Origin of the sequence: Halofilum ochraceum (genome assembly GCF_001614315.2) — a bacterium.
GTDB classification, from domain to species: domain Bacteria; phylum Pseudomonadota; class Gammaproteobacteria; order XJ16; family Halofilaceae; genus Halofilum; species Halofilum ochraceum.
Window position 1 is genome coordinate 463,183 of record NZ_LVEG02000004.1, and the last position, 16,841, is coordinate 480,023.

Annotated in this window: 15 protein-coding genes; 7 read left to right on the forward strand and 8 right to left on the reverse strand. The window is 64.4% G+C overall.

The genetic code is table 11. The features are described 5' to 3' along the window. Positions 1-175 precede the first annotated feature (175 nt). From A0W70_RS06180 to A0W70_RS06190, 3 genes are read left to right on the forward strand one after another with little or no spacing between them, the layout of a single operon-like run. Entirely contained in the window at positions 176-1,465 is a 1,290-nt protein-coding gene (locus A0W70_RS06180) for a glycosyltransferase family 4 protein (protein ID WP_175443071.1), read from the forward strand. Continuing rightward, entirely contained in the window at positions 1,455-2,696 is a 1,242-nt protein-coding gene (wecB, locus tag A0W70_RS06185) for a non-hydrolyzing UDP-N-acetylglucosamine 2-epimerase (RefSeq protein ID WP_425402595.1), read from the forward strand. The genes A0W70_RS06180 and wecB overlap by 11 nt, the downstream gene beginning before the upstream one ends. After that, entirely contained in the window at positions 2,693-3,532 is an 840-nt protein-coding gene (locus A0W70_RS06190; protein WP_067561471.1) for a formyl transferase, read from the forward strand. The genes wecB and A0W70_RS06190 overlap by 4 nt, the downstream gene beginning before the upstream one ends. An 18-nt stretch (positions 3,533-3,550) precedes the next feature. Here the strand turns inward: A0W70_RS06190 and A0W70_RS06195 are convergent, their stop codons facing one another. Next, positions 3,551-4,702: a glycosyltransferase family 2 protein gene (locus A0W70_RS06195; protein WP_067561472.1), complete on the reverse strand. Its 1,152-nt coding sequence runs from the start codon at positions 4,700-4,702 to the stop codon at positions 3,551-3,553. A 246-nt stretch (positions 4,703-4,948) separates the two neighbouring features. On the opposite strand from A0W70_RS06195, the gene galE reads away from it, so the two are divergent. Together galE and A0W70_RS06205 are read left to right on the forward strand one after the other, a co-directional pair. After that, positions 4,949-5,995 carry a UDP-glucose 4-epimerase GalE gene (gene galE / locus A0W70_RS06200; protein ID WP_067561473.1) on the forward strand — a complete coding sequence of 349 codons (1,047 nt, stop codon included), beginning with the start codon at positions 4,949-4,951 and terminating at the stop codon, positions 5,993-5,995. A 107-nt stretch (positions 5,996-6,102) separates the two neighbouring features. Continuing rightward, positions 6,103-6,558 (forward strand): aminoacyl-tRNA deacylase, encoded by a 456-nt coding sequence (locus A0W70_RS06205; RefSeq protein WP_067561474.1) that lies wholly within the window; start codon positions 6,103-6,105, stop codon positions 6,556-6,558. Positions 6,559-6,590: 32 nt separating this feature from the next. Here the strand turns inward: A0W70_RS06205 and A0W70_RS06210 are convergent, their stop codons facing one another. After that, positions 6,591-7,175, reverse strand: coding sequence for a DUF2726 domain-containing protein (locus A0W70_RS06210; protein WP_067561475.1), 585 nt, complete (start codon positions 7,173-7,175; stop codon positions 6,591-6,593). 187 nt (positions 7,176-7,362) lie between these two features. Between A0W70_RS06210 and A0W70_RS06215 the strand changes: the two genes are divergently transcribed. Further along, complete coding sequence (locus A0W70_RS06215) at positions 7,363-7,926, forward strand: hypothetical protein (protein ID WP_067561476.1); 564 nt, start codon at positions 7,363-7,365, stop codon at positions 7,924-7,926. Positions 7,927-8,029: 103 nt separating this feature from the next. Continuing rightward, positions 8,030-8,830 carry a sulfite exporter TauE/SafE family protein gene (locus tag A0W70_RS06220; protein ID WP_083330808.1) on the forward strand — a complete coding sequence of 267 codons (801 nt, stop codon included), beginning with the start codon at positions 8,030-8,032 and terminating at the stop codon, positions 8,828-8,830. A gap of 147 nt (positions 8,831-8,977) precedes the next feature. Here A0W70_RS06220 and A0W70_RS06225 read toward each other — a convergent pair whose 3' ends face one another. The 6 genes from A0W70_RS06225 to A0W70_RS06250 form a co-directional block, all read right to left on the reverse strand. Beyond that, complete coding sequence (locus A0W70_RS06225) at positions 8,978-10,156, reverse strand: iron-containing alcohol dehydrogenase (RefSeq protein ID WP_067561480.1); 1,179 nt, start codon at positions 10,154-10,156, stop codon at positions 8,978-8,980. 10 nt (positions 10,157-10,166) lie between these two features. Further along, on the reverse strand, positions 10,167-11,558 hold the full coding sequence (locus A0W70_RS06230; protein WP_067561482.1) for an aldehyde dehydrogenase family protein: 1,392 nt from the start codon (positions 11,556-11,558) through the stop codon (positions 10,167-10,169). 404 nt (positions 11,559-11,962) lie between these two features. Beyond that, complete coding sequence (locus A0W70_RS06235) at positions 11,963-13,327, reverse strand: glutamine synthetase family protein (RefSeq protein ID WP_067561484.1); 1,365 nt, start codon at positions 13,325-13,327, stop codon at positions 11,963-11,965. A gap of 66 nt (positions 13,328-13,393) precedes the next feature. Beyond that, positions 13,394-14,713, reverse strand: coding sequence for a TRAP transporter large permease (locus A0W70_RS06240; RefSeq protein ID WP_067561486.1), 1,320 nt, complete (start codon positions 14,711-14,713; stop codon positions 13,394-13,396). Then, positions 14,706-15,236 (reverse strand): TRAP transporter small permease subunit, encoded by a 531-nt coding sequence (locus tag A0W70_RS06245; protein ID WP_067561489.1) that lies wholly within the window; start codon positions 15,234-15,236, stop codon positions 14,706-14,708. Before A0W70_RS06245 ends, A0W70_RS06240 begins: the two co-directional genes overlap by 8 nt. Before the next feature lie 367 nt (positions 15,237-15,603). Continuing rightward, a complete protein-coding gene (locus tag A0W70_RS06250) occupies positions 15,604-16,656 on the reverse strand; it encodes a TRAP transporter substrate-binding protein (protein WP_067561491.1) in 1,053 nt (350 codons plus the stop codon). Positions 16,657-16,841: the final 185 nt, after the last annotated feature.

Genomic DNA, 16,841 nt, shown 5'->3' on the forward strand with positions numbered 1-16,841 from the left:
GACTATTCTTTTCTGGATACCAGTACGTCCGATGGAAGGACGATCCACGGACCGCACTGACGGTTTTGGATGTGCTGCGGAATGGTCGTCGAGGTCTGGCGTTGGGATTGTTGTACGGCGGTTGGCAATCCCTGGGCGGGAGTGCGGGCGTTTGGGCTCGGAGCGGGATGGGAAAATGAGTGTCAAAAACGTGTCAGAGGATTCACGGCCTTATCCATCGCTGGTACTCCCCGGATCGGAGGCGAAACCCGAGAGACCATCGGCTGATGCCGAAACCACGGGGCCGCGGCGCCCGTTGCGGGTTCTGGTCCTCGTGGCGGCCGCAACGATCGAGGCAGGGCCGGTCAAAGGTTGCGTGCAGTTCATTCGCCATATGCAAGGCAGGGATATCGAGTTCTATCTCGTGAATTTCTGCAAGGGCGAGACGGATCCGAACGTGCGTGCGTTTTCTGAAGCCGCCGCCGCCGCGGGGATCCGCATGGAGTTCGTCAACCAGCGGGGGCGCGGGTATATCGGCCTTGCGCGGGCGCTGGATGCGATCGTGCGTCGCGAGGGAATCGACCTGGTTCAGTCTCACGGCTTCAAGCCGGCCGCGATGTGTGCATGGCTGCGTCTGCGCCGCGGACTGCCGTGGGTCTGTTTCTGTCACGGGGTAACAGCCGAGAACTGGCGCGTGCGGTGCTACCACTTGACCGAACAGATCGTCCGGGTGGTGGCCCACCGGATCGTGCTGGTCGCTGAGGCGCAACGACGGGGAGTGCTTGCGCGTCTGGTGCGTCGGCGGACGCGAGTTATCCATAATGCTGTCGACGTGGCGAGCCCTACGAAGATGTCTTTACCGGGGAGTGTGGACGTCCGGCAGATGCTCGGGCTCAGAACGGATGATCGTCTGGTCGTTGCAGTCGGGCGGCTCAGTCCGGAGAAGGGCCTCGATGTACTGATCGATGCGCTCGCACTCAATACGGATCCGCCTGGTCAGTGTTTGCATGTCGCGTTGATTGGCGATGGACCCGAACGTACTCGGCTTGCAGAGCGCGTGCGCCGATTGCATCTGCAACATCGTGTACATCTCGTCGGCCACACGACGATGCCGGGCGATTACCTCATGGCCGCGGATCTGGTGGTTTTGCCGTCCCGCTCTGAAGGGATCGCCAATGTGGCCCTGGAAGCGATGGCGCTCGGGCGGCCGCTGGTGGCCACGGCGGTTGGCGGTACGCCCGAAGTCGTGCCCGACGGCGTTGCCGGGGTGTTGGTACCTCCGGAAGATCCCGCGGCACTGGCGGCGGCGATGCTGCGTGTCCTCAGTGACAACACGCTCGCCAGGCGCCTGGGTACGGGCGCCCGACTGCATGCCGCTACCGAGCTGTCAGTCGATGCGCGCTGCACGCGATTGCGGGACGTCTACGCGGAACTGATGCCGAAACTGCGTGTTACGACGACAAAGGAACACCTGCGTGAACACTGAATCAAGTGGTCGTGATCCCGCGCAAGATCGCCCGTGCAGGCTCTTGCACGTTGTGGGAGCACGGCCGAATTACATGAAGGTCGCGCCGATCATGGCTGCGGTCGATGCCGAGGTTGCGCGCGGTGGACCCGTGGCCTTCGAGCAGCTGCTAGTGCACACGGGGCAGCATTACGATCGCGCGCTCTCCGAGCTGTTCTTCGAAGAGCTCGGGCTGCCCCGCCCGGACGTGAATCTGGGTGTCGGGTCCGGGTCACATGCCCGCCAGACGGCCCGCATCATGGAGGCGTTTGAGCCCGTCCTGGAATCGTATCAGCCTGATCTCGTGATCGTCGTCGGTGATGTCAATTCGACCCTCGCCTGCGCCCTGGACGCCCGAAAACTCGGAATCCCGGTTGCCCATGTCGAGGCGGGGCTCCGCAGCGGCGACATGTCCATGCCCGAAGAGATCAATCGCCGCGCGACCGACGCGATTGTCGATCTTCTGTTCACTACTGATCGGATCGCCGATGCGTGCCTGCGCCGGGAAGGTATCGATCCAGCCGCGATCCATCGGGTCGGCAATGTGATGATCGATTCACTACTGCATCACCGGGAAAAGGCTCTGTCCCGTCCCACCCTCGGCTTGCATGAACTGCTCGACGGCGCTGGACAACCGATCCCATATGCCGTCGTCACACTGCACCGACCCGGCAATGTCGACGTCGCGGAAACGCTGCACGCGATCGGATCCGCCCTGGCGAAGCTCGGTGAATCCATGCCGGTGATTTTCCCGGTCCACCCGCGGGCGCGGGCGCGAATATCGGAATTCGGCCTGGACGGTTTGTTTTCGCGGGAGAATGGCATCCGGCTGATTGAGCCGGCCGGCTACCTGGATTTCATGAATCTTGTCGCCCATGCACGGCTCGTGCTCACCGATAGCGGAGGTATACAGGAGGAAACCACGATTCTCGGCGTACCCTGTCTGACACTGCGTGACAATACCGAACGCCCGATTACGCTCGAACAGGGCACGAACCGTCTCGTCGGCAATCGTACCGAGGCGATCGTTGCGGGGATCGAGGCCGTGCTTTCTGATCGCGCGCCGGATCCGTGCTTCCCGGAATTGTGGGATGGTCATGCGGGGGAGCGGATCGTGAGGGCAATCGTGGCGTGGTGGTCGCAAGCCACGCGGGCCGAAGGCGTGCCGCAGGCGGAGCGGCGTGCAAGCGTTGGTGTCGAGAGCGGGGCATGAACGTACAGGGCGTGAACGTGCACCCGGAAGGCCTGCCGAGCGGGCGTTTCGTCGTGGTCACCACGGGCAATCTGCCCGAGGCATGGTTTCTGGTCAGCCATCTCCTGGAGCGCGGTCGGGAAGTGGCCGTTCTCAATGCCTATGGGCGTCCCCTGCGCAATCAGGTAACGGTGTTGCGTCGCCTGCGGCGGGATCACGGGCTGGGTTATGTCGTCGGCCTGTTGGCGGCACGCATTTTCCGTTCTCGCTATCAGGCCCCGGAACACGTCCCGTTTCCCGAGATCGATGCAGAGACCATCGCCCGCATGCACGCGACCGTACCCGTGCATGAGACGGATGATCTGCATGACCGCCGTGCTCTCGCGTTTCTGCGGTCAATGGAACCTGACTACATCCTGGTTGCCGGTGCGCCGGTACTGCGGCGCGAGCTGTACACGATTCCCCGCTTTGGTGCCCTTAATCGCCACCCCGGGATATCACCGCTCTATCGAGGCTCGGATTGTCCGATCTGGACGTTGGCGGCGGGGGATTTTGATCACGTCGGGTACACGATCCATCGGGTATCGAGTCGGGTCGACGGCGGCGAGGTCCTGCTGCAGCGTCGCGTGCAGCTCGTTCCCGGGGAGGATTTCGGTCAGGCGATGGCGCGCATCACTCGGGCGGGTTCCGAGGGGTTTGCCGAGGTGATCGATGCCATCATCGACGGCCATGTACTGCCGGGCATCGAACAGGAAAAGATTGGGCAGCATTATCCCCCGGCACCGCTTGGCGTCATCCGGCGGGCACATGACCGCTACCTCGATGCCGTCAAGCACAGACGTCCGGCAGCCACCTGAACCCCCGGGGTACTGGCGTCAGCGACTGGGTACATCACCTCGATCTACACGCTGCCACGTCGCACTCTGCCCGCCCCGCAGCCAACGCAGAAGCCCCAGTGCGAAGGCGATGTTCACTGCAGTGAAGTAATACGGCACATACACCACCGCGAAACGCCGGACCGCGGGGGCGCGCCAGCCGACCAGTGCGAGGCCGTAGAAGACCACCTGCGCGGCAAACATGGCAAGCCAGAACGGGGCGTCCGCGAGCATTGCGCTTGTGACCAGCATGCCCAGCATGAATGCCGGTGTAAGCCAGCGCAGCAGTTTGTGGGAAACGAACAGGCCCCACAGTAGCGGTTGTCGCCATGGGTGGCGCAGGAATTCGAGGTGGGGCAGGACCTGGAAACAGCCCGCGGCGATGCGTACCTTTCGGCGGAATTCCTGTTCTACGGATGCGGGCACGAGTTCGACGGCTCGTGCCGCCGGTTCGTAACGGACCCGATGGCCGGCCCCGGCGATGCAGATCGCGATAAAGAAATCGTCGAGGATCAGATTGTGCGGCAGCTGGGGCACGAGTGAGCGCCGTGCCGCGAACATCGCGCCGTCCGTCCCGACGACTGTTGCGATCCGGGACTCGCCCGCCTGCAGGAACCGTTCCAGCTTCATATAGATTCCTTCACCGAGAGGTTCACCGGATTCCAGCGCCTGGAGCTCGACACGTCCGGTGACCGCGCCGCATGCGGGGTCCGCGAAATGTGCCGCGAGGCGGGCGATACCGTCGGCGTCGAACAGGACGTTCGCGTCGGAGAATACGACGATTTCACCGGTTGTATGCTGCATTGCCCGGTTGAGCGCGTTCGCCTTGCCGGCGCGAGGCTGGACCTCGAGTACGAGCAGCCGTTCGTCCGCGATACTCCGGGCGATTTCCGTCGTGCCGTCATCGGAACCGTCTGAGACCACGATCAGCTGGAGCCGGTCATGCGGGTAATCGGCGTCCAGCACGTTACGGATTCGATCCCGGATCCAGCGTGTCTCGTTACAGGCCGCGATGATTACCGTGACGGTCGGGCGGTGGTCTGGATCTCCATGGGCCGGTGCGCGTGCACGCGACCCCAGGGCCAGGACTACCGGGTAACCGAAATACACCCATGCGAACAGCACTGCACAAAGCCAGAAAAGCCAGATCATGGATGTATATCCCAGATAAATGCCGGTCGATCTCAAAGTATGGTCCCGCACCCACGGTTCTCCGGCACGGGGTGGGCGCGATGACGCGTGGCTGAGTATAGTCGGGGCGCGGGCTTTTGTCGGGATGGGGAACGTTTATCCGGGGCCACCTTGCGGGGGAGTCCCTGACGGTCTATGAAGATAGCCTGCACGGATACTCGAAACGAGTAGCCGGCATCATATACCCGCGGTGCGGGCAGGGGGAGTATGCGCATTCTCGTGACCGGTGGCGCTGGGTACATTGGGAGCCACACCTGTGTTGAACTGCTTCAGGCAGGGCATGAGGTCGTGGTGGTCGATAATCTCTGCAATGGCTCACTGGCCGCGCTGCGCGCGGTCGAGGTGATCGCCGGGCGCACCCTGACGTTCTACCCGGCCGATATACGCGATCGCGATGCGCTGGCGGATATCTTCGCTACTGAGGTGGTGGACGCGGTATTTCACTTCGCCGCGCTCAAGGCGGTCGGCGAGTCCGTGACGCTGCCGCTGCGGTATTTCGACAACAACATCGGTGGTCTGATCACGCTCTGCCAGATCATGGTGGATGCGGGTGTCAGGACCTTCGTATTCAGTTCATCGGCTACCGTCTACGGCGTTCCCGAACGGGTGCCGGTGGCTGAGGATGCCCCGGTGTCGGTAACCAATCCGTACGGGCGCACGAAGCTCGTGAATGAGGAAATGCTGCGTGATCTCCAGCAGGCGGTGCCCGCGCTGCGCGTGGCGTTGTTGCGCTATTTCAACCCGGGCGGGGCCCATCCCAGCGGCCTGCTTGGGGAATCGCCGCACGATATTCCGAACAATCTTTTGCCGTTCGTCAGCCAGGTGGCGGCGGGGCAACTCGACCGGGTCCAGGTGCACGGCGACGATTACGCGACGGCGGACGGTACCGGCGTACGGGACTACATCCATGTCGTCGATCTCGCGCGCGGCCATATCGCCGCGCTGGATACGCTGTTGCATCCCGATGGCGACTATGCCGGTGGGGGTGTCCTGACCATGAACCTCGGAACCGGCCGCGGGTATTCCGTGCTGGAGATCATCCGGGCCTTCGAGCGCGCCAGTGGCTGCGCAGTACCGTATGTGATCGGTCCGCGGCGCCCGGGGGACGTCGCCTCCTGTTACGCCGACCCGGCCCTCGCGCGTGAGTTGATGGGCTGGACGGCGGAGTACGGTATCGACCGGATCTGCGCGGATGCCTGGCGCTGGCAGCAGATGCATCCTGGTGGTTATCTCGCTGAGGGGCATGCGGCCTGATCGGGTGATGTGGTCCGCCCTGTCGATTTGCGGCGTGACGATTCCGTGATGCCGGATCCCGGACTATGCTCCGGATGAAGGGGCCATGGCCCACCCGGAGAGCAGTGATGACCGTGCAACGGATCAGGCGTTTTCTCGACGAGAACGACGTGCATTATCGGCTGGCAAAGCATCCCGCCGCATACACCGCCCAGGAAATCGCGGCCGAGGCCCATGTACCGGGCCGTCATTTCGCGAAGGTGGTCACGATCAGCGTCGATGATCGGTTGGCGCTGGCCGTGCTGCCGGCGACGGACCAGGTCGACCTTGAGGGCCTGGCGCGATCACTGGGGGCCGGGAATGTGTCGCTGGCAAGTGAGGCGGAGTTCCGCCGCGCGTTCCCCGACTGCGAGGTCGGCGCGATGCCGCCATTCGGCAATCTGTTTGGTATGGAGACGTTCGTATCGCGACATCTCTCGGCCAGTGATGAGATCGCTTTCAATGCCGGCACGCACACGGAAGTCATGTATGTGCCGTGGAGCGATTTCGAGCGTCTCGTCGAGCCGGTGATTATCGGATTCTGAGCGACAGACCGTGGGCTTCCGGCGGACCAGGATCAGTCGTCTTCCGGCAGGTCCAGGATCGGTTCCTGGCGGCCCTCGAGCAGGGGGTCGGCCCTGGGATCGCTGGGCGCTGGCTCAAGCCAGCTCCGGAGTGCGTCGTGCAACGCCTCCACGGAGTGACGTTGTTCCGGATCAAGCCGCAGCAGACCGAGACCCGCCGCGGCGCAGACATCGTCGAAGAATTGGCGCGATTTCCGGTGGCGCTTGCCCGTCTCCCCCTCGATCATGATCGCCACCAGGGGTCTGGTGTCGTCCGGCGCGCACAACAGGAAATCGAAGCGGCGATCGCCCAGCCGGGCAAGCGCCTTGCGCTGCTGCCGACGCCGCAGTGTCCGTCGCGGTGCGAGCGCGTTGCGCAGCGGGACCTTGAACAGCACGATCGCCTGCTCCCCAGCGGCCTGCCGAAGTCCGGACAACAGGGCCCGCTCCGGGGCCGCCAGCAGGGCCTGGCGGCGGACATACGGCAGTGGTGCGTTCCGCCGGCGCGCTGCGCGGAACAGTAGCCAGATCAGCAACAGCGCCGCCAGCGCGGCGACGATCAGTACGACAGGATTGTGCAGCAACGCGGGCGCGTCCATGGGTCGGGTACTCCAGTCCAGCCGACGTAGGCGGCATTGTCTCCGTTAATGGTGGTCCGGGTCCAAAACGTGCGCGTTTTCTTGCACTCCCGGGCGGGTGCCCCTACTCTCGGCAAGCGGGGAGGCGGCCGCTGGGGATTGTACCCGTGGGCCACCCGGAGCCGATCAACAACAAGGAGTGATTTCGATGCTGAGGAAACTTTCACTGTTCGGTCTACTGTCGCTCGCGCTCGTCCTCGGGGCCTGTGCCAAGAACCGCGGTGCCGAGCCGGAAGCCGAGGCGGAAATGTCGACCGCGGATTACCCGAGCCAGCAGGTCACGCTCAAGACGCCCATTGAATTCGCGGATAGTGCCGAGGTCCGGGACGCGGTACTCGACGAGTGTCGTCTGCAGGACAAGCTGCAACAGTTCATCACCGAATTCAGTGCCGCACGCAACATCGAGATCGTGCCGAGTAACGGGCCGGTCAATGGAACCTCCGGCAAGGTCCTGGACGTGCGGATCACCGATATCTACGCGCCGGGCGGCGGTGCCTTCTCGGGCGGCAAGGCCGTTACCATCGAGGCCGATCTGACCGAAAACGGTGCATCGCTGGGCAGCCTGCGTGCACGGCGCATCTCCGGTGGCGGTGCCTTCGCGGTGTTCAAGGGGACCTGCGACATCCTTGGCCGCGACGTGCGCACGCTGGGCGAGGACATCTCGAAGTTTCTTACCGATCCGAGTGAAAATGCCCGCATGGGCAATCTCTGAACGGATGCAGTCCGTATGACCATGCCCCGCGCCAGTGTGCGCGGGGCATGATTTCCCCGCCAGATTCCCGCCGCGATAGCGGCATCGACTCCGCACTGCCCCGATGACTGAACCGGGGCTCATGGCGCTGTTGCCGGGCATCCCCGTCTGGGGGGCGGCGATCCTGCTGCTGGCGGGCGTGCTGGGCGCGTTCGTGACCACGGCGTTCGGGGCCGGCGGCGGCGTGCTGCTGTTGGGCGTACTGCCCGTATTCCTGCCGGTGGCCGCGGTCATCCCGGTGCACGGCGTCCTGCAGGCCGGATCCAACGGGTTGCGGACAGGCTTGCTGATCCGGCACATTCGCTGGCCATTGCTGCTGGCCTTCACCGGCGGCGGGCTGATCGGCACCGCTATCGGCGCCAGCCTGTTCGTGCGCCTGCCGGAGGCGTGGCTCGAACTTGCGCTCGGCATCTTCATCCTCTGGACGGCCTGGGGTCCGCGCCCGCGGCTGCGCAGCCGTTCCCTGTCCGTGCTCGGCGCGGGCGGCGCGGTGACCGGGGCGCTGACGCTGTTCGTCGGCGCCACCGGCCCGTTCGTGGCCGCGCTGCTCGGCGCCCTCCGGCTGGAGCGGCATGCCCACATGGCGACGTTCTCGGCCTGCATGCTGTTGCAGCATGCCCTCAAGATCGCTGCATTCGGGGTCATGGGCTTCGCATTCGCCCCATGGTTGCCGTTCATCGCCGCGATGTTCGTGGCGGCCTTCGTCGGCACCTGGCTCGGCCGCCTCGCGCTCGGCCGGATGGGCGACGCGCGTTTCCATCGGGTCCTGGCGGTCGTCCTGACCTTGTTGGCCGTGCGGCTGGTGATCAGCGGGACGATGGGCGTGACGACTGCGGCCCATGCGGGGGCCTTCGCCGCCGGTTGACCCGACCACGCAAGCCCGGCGTGTGGAGTCTTCAAGTCGTAGCCCGGATGGAGCGAAAGCGGAATCCGGGGAGCGCCCGGACCAACAACCCGGATTCCGCTTCGCTCCATCCGGGCTACACGGCGCCGTGCGGCGGCATTCTTCGGGTCAGAGCCGGCCGTTCACGGCATTGACGAAGATGCCCTCCAGGTCCGCGGCCTTCACGGGTACCGGATTTTTCGCCGCCGGCGGGTCGATCTCGCCGAGCCGGCCGATTTCGTCGGCGCGATTGTCGTCCACCCCCAGGTCCGCCAGCGTATGCGGCACCCCGAGGCGTTCGCGGAACTGCAGCACCCAGTTGAAGACGGCATCAAACGAGGTATCGAGCAGCCCGAGTGCCTGCGCGACAGGCCCCATGCGATCGGCGATCGCCGCGTGGTTGAAGCGCATCACGTACGGCAGCATGACCGCATTCGTCAGCCCATGATGGGTGTGGTAGATCGCGCCGACCGGGTGCGAGATCGCGTGGACCGCGCCCAGCCCCTTCTGGAATGCCGTCGATCCCATGCTGGCGGCGGCCAGCATGTGCGTGCGCGCCTCGATATCCTTGCCATCGTCATAGGCGCGGGGCAGGGCGGTGCCGATCAGGCGCAGGCCTTCGAGCGCGATGCCATCCGCCATCGGATGGAAGCCCGGTGCGCACCAGGCCTCGAAGCAGTGACTCAGGGCATCCATCCCGGTCGCGGCCGTGATCTGCGGCGGCAGGCCGACCGTCGTCTCCGGGTCGAGGATCACCGCCGCGGGCAGCATGCGCGGGTGGAAGATGATCATCTTGCGGTGGGTTTCGTCATTGGTGATGACCGACGCGCGGCCGACCTCGGAACCGGTGCCGGCGGTTGTCGGGATCGCGACACAGGGGGCGATGCCGTCGGCGTTGGCGCGCTTCCAGTTGTCGCCAATGTCCTCGAAGTCCCAGATCGGCCGGTCCTGGCCGACCATCAGTGCGATCGCCTTGGCCGCATCGAGCGCACTGCCGCCGCCGAAGGCGATCACGCTGTCGTGGTTGCCCGAGCGGAAGACCTCGACGCCGGCATCGACGTTGGCCCCGTTCGGGTTGCCCCGGATGTCGGCGAACATCGCTGCCGGCAGGCCCGCGTTTTTGAGGGCGTCCATGGTCTCGCCGATCATCGGCAGATCCTTCACGCCGGGGTCGGTGACGAGCAGCGGCCGCTCGAAGCCGAGTTCACGGCAGATTTCCGGAAGTTCCGACAGCCGACCGGGGCCGACCTTGATGTCGGTCGGGAAGCCCCAGTTGGCGGTTACTTGTGCGGGATCGAATGAATTCATGACGGGTTCCTCAGGTGTTCAGGCGCAGATGAAAGCTCTTGGGCCGCGTCAGCGATTCGTAACCGACCACCGACAGCGTGCAGCCGCGTCCCGTGTGTTTGACGCCGGTCCAGGCGAGCGCCGGGTCGAGATAGTCGCAGCGGTTCATGTAGACGGTACCGGTCTCGATCCGCTGGCCGAGGCGGTCGGCGGCATCGACATCGCTCGTCCAGATGGCCGCGGTGAGGCCATAATCGCTGTCGTTCATCAGGTCGACGGCTTCATCGTCGTCGTTGACCTTCATCACGCCGACGACCGGGCCGAAGGTCTCCTCGGTCATTACGCGCATGGAGTGGTCCACATCGACGACCACCTGCGGGGCCATGTAGGCGCCGCCGTCCGCGGCGAACTCGGCCGGATCGATCAGCGCGCGCGCGCCGGCCGCGACGGCGTCATTCACCTGTCCGCGGGCGAAATCCGCAGCCTCCGCCTTGACCAGCGGACCGAGGGTCGTAGCCGGTTCCAATGGGTTACCGAGCTTCAGGCCGCGCACCTCGGTGCACAGGCGTTCGACGAATTCATCGTAGACCGATGCGTGCACGTACACGCGCTCGATGCCGCAGCAGGATTGCCCCGAGTTGAAAAACCCGCCATCGGCGATGCCGGCCGCCGCGTGCGCGAGATCGGCATCCGCGCGGACATAGGCGGGATCTTTGCCCCCGAGTTCCAGCCCGGCACCGGGGAATCCGTCGGCCTCGGCCAGCGTGCGCTGGACGGCATGACCTCCGCCGACGGAGCCGGTGAAACACACCATCCGCACGGGCGTTGCCTGCATCACGACCGCCGCGGTCGCATGATCCATGTGCAACGCCTGGAATAGCCCGTCGGGCAGGCCGGCGTCGGCGAGTACGCGCGCCATGCGCTCGGCGGCCAGCACCGTCTGCGCCGCGTGCTTCAGGACCACGGCATTGCCCGCCGCCAGCGCCGGCCAGATGGAATTCACCGCGGTCATGTAGGGGTAATTCCAGGGCGCGATCGTCATGACGACGCCGACGGGCTCGCGCCGGACATAACGCCGGAACCCGTCCTTCTCGGCCGGCACGATATCCTTCAGCGCCTCGGGCGCGGCCTCGATCATGTAGCGCGCGCGTTCCTCGAAACCGCCGACCTCGCCGGCACCCGCGGACACCGGCCGTCCCATCGTCCAGGCCAGCTCCTCGGCGATCGATTCCTTCTCGGCGACCATCCGGTCGACCGCATCGGAAAGGATCCGCTGCCGCTCGGCCATTGGCGTCTCACGCCACGCCCGCTGCGCCTTCTCCGCCCGCTCGACCGTGGCCCGCGCCTCGTCCGCGGAAGCCAACGGCCGCTCGGCGTACACCGAGCCGTCTACCGGCGTAACAATCTGCAATTGATTCGACATGTCTCTCCGATCCACTCGTTTGAAGATAACCACGAATGAACACGAATGGACACGAATGCTGCCGCAGGGCCCCGTGAGGTTACGGGAGCTTCGCTGAGGGCCTGGTGGTCCTGAAGTCGGGATGGGAACCACAGATGAACACAGATGGACACAGATAAAAGTCAAAGGCACTTGATCCCGTGCCGGGAGTGCACGATCTCATTGCATCGCGGGCTTTGACCTTATCTGTGTTCATCTGTGTCTATCTGTGGTTCAAACGGACCCTCCGTTCGCGCAGGCACTTCAGCGAAGCTCCCGGGAGCCATAAAAGCCCTGCGGCAGCCATTCGTGTTCATTCGTGTTCATTCGTGGTTCCAATAAAAGAATCTGCACCGCGTCGATCCTGACGCGGCGGTGCATCATGGTCACATCCGCTCGAAACAGCGGACGCGTTCCCAGTCCGTGATGGCGCTGTCGAACGCCTGCAGTTCGATGTTCGCCATGTTCAGGTAGTGCTCTACGACGTCGGCGCCGAAGGCCTCCTGAGCGATCCGGCTGCCGGCGAACAGGTCGCGCGCGTCGCGCAGGGTGTCCGGCACCCGCGGTTTGTCGGCCTCGTAGGCGTTGCCGTCGAAGGCCGGTTCCAGCTCCAGTTCGTTGTCCAGGCCGTGGATGCCGCCGGCGATCATCGCGGCCAGCGCCAGGTATGGATTGACGTCGCCGCCGGGCACGCGATTCTCGATCCGCAATGACGGCCCATGCCCGACCAGGCGCAGCGCGCAGGTGCGGTTGTCCCGGCCCCAGCTGACGGCCGTCGGTGCGAAGCTTCCCGGGACATAGCGCTTGTAGGAGTTGATGTTCGGCGCCAGGAACAGGGTCATCTCCCGCAGGCTCTCGAGCATGCCCGCGACGAAGTGCTCGCCCTGCCGGGACAGCGCCTGACCATCGGCCATGATCGGCTTGCCGTCTTTGGAGCGGACGCTGAGATGGATATGGCAGGAATTGCCCTCGCGCTCATTGTATTTCGCCATGAACGTCAGGGAATAGCCTTCCTGCGCGGCGATTTCCTTGGCGCCGTTCTTGTACAGGGCATGCCCGTCCGCCGTGGCCAAAGCCTCGTCGTACTGGATGTTGATCTCGTGCTGGCCGAAGTTGCACTCGCCCTTGGCGTCCTGCACCTCGAGTCCGGCGGTCCGCATCTCGTTGCGGATCCGCCGCAGGAGGGGTTCGAGCCGGGGCGTGTCCAGCAGCGCGTAATCGACGTTGTAGCGGGTCGCGGGCGTAAGGTCGTTGTATCCCTTGTCCCACGCGCTCTCGTAGCTGTCGCGGAAGACGATGAACTCCAGCTCGGTCCCGGCGTGCGCGACGAGGCCGCGTTCGGCTAGTCGGTCGATCTGCTGCCGCAGGATCTGGCGCGGGGAGACCGTAACCGGGCTGTCGTCGGCCCAGGCGAGATCGCTCATCACGAATACCGATCCCTCGTGCCAGGGCATCCAGCGCAGTGTCGACAGATCGGGCACGAACGAGAAATCGCCGTACCCCGTTGACCACGAGGCGTGACGGTAGCCCGGAACCGGGGTCATCTCGACGTCCACGGCCAACTGGTAGTTGCAGCCCTCGGCATGGACGTCGGCGATGTCGTTAAGGAAATGCTCCGCCGTCAGGCGTTTGCCCTGCAGACGGCCCTGCATGTCCACCATCGCCATGGTCACCGTGTCCACTTCCCCGGCCTCGACGGCGCTCTTCAATTGCGCCAGCGAGAGGTATCCCCGTCGTGTCTCGTTGCTCATGTTCTGGTCCTCCCGGCGTTTTTGTTCAGTTCTGTCCTGTCGATTAATCGGTCCCGGGGCCGCCGATCAGCCGTAGTGCTGATTCGGCAGCCACAGCGCGATCTGCGGGAAGATCATGATCAGTACCAGTCCGAGCAGCATGACCAGCACGAAAGGCACGATCGAGCGGTAGATATCCCCGAGCGTGATCTCCGGTGGCGCCATCGCCCGCATCAGGAACAGGTTGTACCCGAACGGTGGCGTCATGTACGCGATCTGGACGGTGATGGTGTAGAGCACGCCGAACCAGACCGGATCGAACCCGAGCTTGGCCACCAGCGGGATATACAGCGGCGCCACGAGGATCAGCATCGCCGTATCATCGAGGAACATCCCCATGATCAGGAATGACAGCTGCATCATAATCAGGACCGTCCAGGGGCTCAGGTCCCAACGCTCGATGAACAGGCCCTGCAGTGCGTTGCCGGCACCCAGTCCGTCGAACACGGAACTGAAGCCCAGCGCCGCCATGATGACCCACATGAACATGCAGCTGACGCGCAGCGTGTTCAGGGCGGTCTTGTGGATGACTTCACGGCTCAACCGGCCCTTGATGAAGGTGGCCAGCGTGGCCATGCCGGCGCCGACGGCCGAACTCTCCACCAGGCTGGTCACGCCCATCAGGAACAGGCCGGTCATGGCGAAGATGATCACCAGCGGCAGCAGGCCGGCCCGCAACAGGCGCAGCTTCGCCGCCATGCTCATCTCCCGGTCCTCGGCCGCCTTGGGCGGTGCGAGTTCCGGTTGCAGCCGGCAGCGGATGGCGATGTAGAGCGCGAACATCGCCGCCAGCATCAGGCCGGGGAACACGCCCGCCAGCCAGAGCTTGCCGACCGGCACGCGCCCGATCATCCCGTACAGCACGAGCACGACACTCGGCGGCACCATGATGCCCAGTGAACTGCCGGCCTGGATCACGCCGGTGACCATGCGCTTGTCGTAACCGCGTTTCAGCAACTCCGGCATCGCGATGCTGGCACCGATCGCCATGCCGGCCACGCTGAGGCCGTTCATCGCCGAAATCAGGACCATCAGACCGATCGTTCCGAGCGCCAGGCCTCCGTGCAGCGACCCCATCCAGACGTGGAACATCTCGTAGAGTTCGCCGGCGATGCCCGATTCCGAGAGCATGTAGCCCATGTAGATGAACATCGGCAGCGTCAGCATCGGGTACCAGTTCAGCAGCGTGATGCTGGCGTTGAATGGCAACTCGACGCCGCCGGCCCCCCAGAGCCAGAGCGCGAATCCCGCCGAGATCGCGCCGATCACGACGAAGATCCGCTGGCCCGTGGCCAGCAGTCCCAGCATGGAGGCGAACATCAGTATTGCGATGAGTTCATCACTCATGAGTGTTCTCCTCGACGATGGGGCGGTTAAACGCGATGCCGAGATCCTTGAAGAAAGTGGATATCGACTGCAGCAGCATCAGCAGGATGCCGGTGCCCATGATGATCTTGATGGGCGCCATCGGCGGGCCCCATGCGCTGCGGCTGACCTGGTCGTATTCGAGCGCGTAGTCGATGCTGGAGACCGCGCCGATCAACAGCACGACGAGATAGAAGATGAGCAGGGTGTCGGTCAGCGCATCGGTGACCCCCTGTTTCCGGCGCGACCAGCTGCCGTAGAGGAGGTCCATACGGACATGGCTGTTGAGCAGGAGAGAATAGGCGCCGCCGACGAGATAGTACCCGGTCATCGTGAACTGAGCCGTCTCGACGGTCCACAAGAGCGACCAGTTGAAGACATTGCGGCCTATGGCGGCGAGCAGCAGGATGGCCATCAGGACAAAGATCACATACATCATGATCTTGCCGATGACCGTATTGAATGCGTCCACATAATGGACGTACAGACGGATTGCCCTGGGCAAGATTCCCCCTTCGCGCCGCGTAGCCCGTGGTTTCAGGGTCGGGAGTGCCCGGCTGCGGCCGGGGTCACTTCCGGTCGTACGGCCCGGCGCGAAACACACTCGCCGGGCGGGTCTCGATCAGTACCGTGATGCGGCCCCGCTGATTTCCCGGGGCTGCATTCTGCCTCGATCACAAGCACCGCGGTACTGGCCGTCGGGACCAGAAATACCTGAAAACGGTGCCCGCTGGAAGCGTCTGTCGGATCATCCAGGACCGGTGATGGCCCGGTCGCTGCGGTGCGGCGTTTGTGCACCGGTGTCGTTACTGCACCGGCCTTCCCCGACGGGCGTCGGGGAAGGCCGGTCACGATTCCCTCGTGGCAGCGGATCAGGCCCCGTAGCGGTACGGAGGACCCGCCTTGCGCATGGTGTCGAGATAATCCTTGAGGATCTCGACAACGCGAGCGTTCCGTTCGCTCTTCTGCGCGACCTCTTCCCAGAACTTCATGGCTTCGTTTTCGACCGTCTGCCATTCGTCTTCCGGGATCGAAGTCAGTTCGAGCTTGTCACCCTTCACACGATGGTGCGCTTCGCCCCACCAGTACCAGTGCAGCCGGTAGTAATGGGAACTGTCGATCGAGAGCCGGTAGAGCGTCTTCAGGTGCTCGGGCACCTTGTTCCAGGACTCCGTGTTGACGAAGTAGGAACCCGCCCATGCACCGGCGACCGGGTTGGTGAGGAAGTAGTTCGTGACGTCCGCCCAGCCGTTGTTGTAGTCCTCGGTAATGCCGGACCATGCGACGCCGTCGAGTTCGCCCGTCTGCAGCGCGACTTCGACATCCTCGAAGGGCAGGCTCACCGGCACGACGCCGAAGCGCTCCATGAAGCGGCCGACGGTCGGGAACATGAACAGGCGCTTGCCCTTGAAGTCCTCCATGCTCCGGATCGGTTCCTTGGTCGCGAAGTTGCACGGATCCCAGGCGCCGGTACTCAGCCAGGTCACGTTCTTGACCTCACCGTAGGCCTCTTCCCAGATTTCCTTCAGGCCGTACCAGTGCCACAGGGCCGCCACGTCGAGGCCGTACCGCGTGGCGAATGGGAAGTAGGCGGCGAAGGCGGATACGTCCACCGGTGCGGCCATCGAGTCGTCGTCGCTCTGGGCGGCGTCGACGGTGCCATCCTGTACGGCCCGGAACAGTTCGCCGTGCGGGACGAGCTGATCGGCGTTGTACAGTTCGATCTCCATCTCGCCGTTGGCGGCGCGGTTGAAATCCTCGACCTGTGGCTGGATCACGTGTTCGGCGAGTGCGGCGCCCGCGTACGTCTGGAGGCGCCACGTGATTTTGTCCTTCTTGGCCCCGATCACGTACGGCGCATGAAGTACCGTGCCGGCCGTAACCGAGCCCACGCCGGCTGTCTTGATGAAATCACGCCTTTTCATAGCTATTCCCCAGTTTCCGGGTTGTCTGAAGGGGGATGCCCCCCTCTCTTTATAGGCCGCCGGTCGCTCCGGTGCGGAATCGATCCCGTAGGGGTATCCTTCCCGCCCGGCCCGACGCCCGGGTTCGCCGTCGAGGTCGAACCATTCTGTACAAGTCTGTACACGCTATGTGCGTTTGGTAGCAT